We start from the raw sequence: 1,129 nt of genomic DNA, 5'->3' as shown, positions 1-1,129 counted from the left end.
ATATTTGCGTGTGGCAGATAGATTATAGGCCGAGACCTTTGCAAAATTCCCCAAAATCCCCTCAATTCCCACCAAGACATTTAGGGGATTTTCCATGAGTACCTTCTTTCAGCAAACCGCCCAAGCCATGATCGCCAAACACATCGACCGTTTCCCACTATTGAAGTTGGATCAAGTGATTGATTGGCAACCGATCGAACAATACCTGAATCGTCAAAAAACCCGTTACCTCCGAGACCACCGCGGCCGTCCCGCCTATCCCCTGTTGTCCATGTTCAAAGCCGTCCTGCTCGGCCAATGGCACAGCCTTTCCGATCCCGAACTCGAACACAGCCTCATCACCCGCATCGATTTCAACCTGTTTTGCCGTTTTGACGAACTGAGCATCCCCGATTACAGCACCTTATGTCGCTACCGCAACTGGCTGGCGCAAGACGACACCCTATCCGAACTGCTGGAACTGATCAACCGCCAACTGACTGAAAAAGGCTTAAAAGTAGAGAAAGCATCCGTCGCCGTCATTGACGCCATCATTATTCAGACCGCCGGCAGCAAACAGCGTCAGGCCATAGAAGTCGATGAAGAAGGACAAGTCAGCAGCCAAACCACACCGAGTAAAGACAGCGATGCCCGTTGGATAAAGAAAAGCGGCCTCTACAAACTCGGTTACAAACAACATACCCGTACCGATGCGGAAGGCTATATTGAGAAACTGCACATTACCCCTGCCAATGCCCATGAATGCAAACACCTGTTGCCTTTGTTGGAAGGCCTATCCAAAGGTACGACCGTCTATGCCGACAAAGGCTACGACAGTAAGGAAAACCGGCAACATCTGGAAGAGCATCGGCTGCAGGACGGCATTATGCGCAAAGCCCACCGCAACCGTCCGCTGTCGGAAGTGCAAACCAAACGTAACCGATATTTGTTGAAGACCCGTTATGTGGTCGAACAAAGCTTCGGTACGTTGCACCGTAAATTCCGCTATGCGCGGTCAAGCTATTTTGTGCTGCTCAAAGTGAGTGCACAAAGCCATCTGAAGGTGATGTGTTTGAACCTATTGAAAGCCGCCAACAGGCTAAGTGTGCCTGCTGCCGCCTAAAAGGCGGCCCGGATACCTGATTAATCA

1 protein-coding gene is annotated in these 1,129 nt (G+C 50.7%); it reads left to right on the top strand.

Features of this window, described 5'->3' with window-relative positions; all coding sequences use genetic code 11:
• Nucleotides 1-94: 94 nt before the first annotated feature.
• Entirely contained in the window at nucleotides 95-1,102 is a 1,008-nt protein-coding gene (locus ACTHUR_RS11630; protein WP_440398675.1) for an IS5 family transposase, read from the top strand.
• Nucleotides 1,103-1,129: the final 27 nt, after the last annotated feature.

This window comes from Neisseria sp. P0021.S007, assembly GCF_051956855.1.
This window is presented reverse-complemented; position numbering and strand designations above follow the sequence as displayed.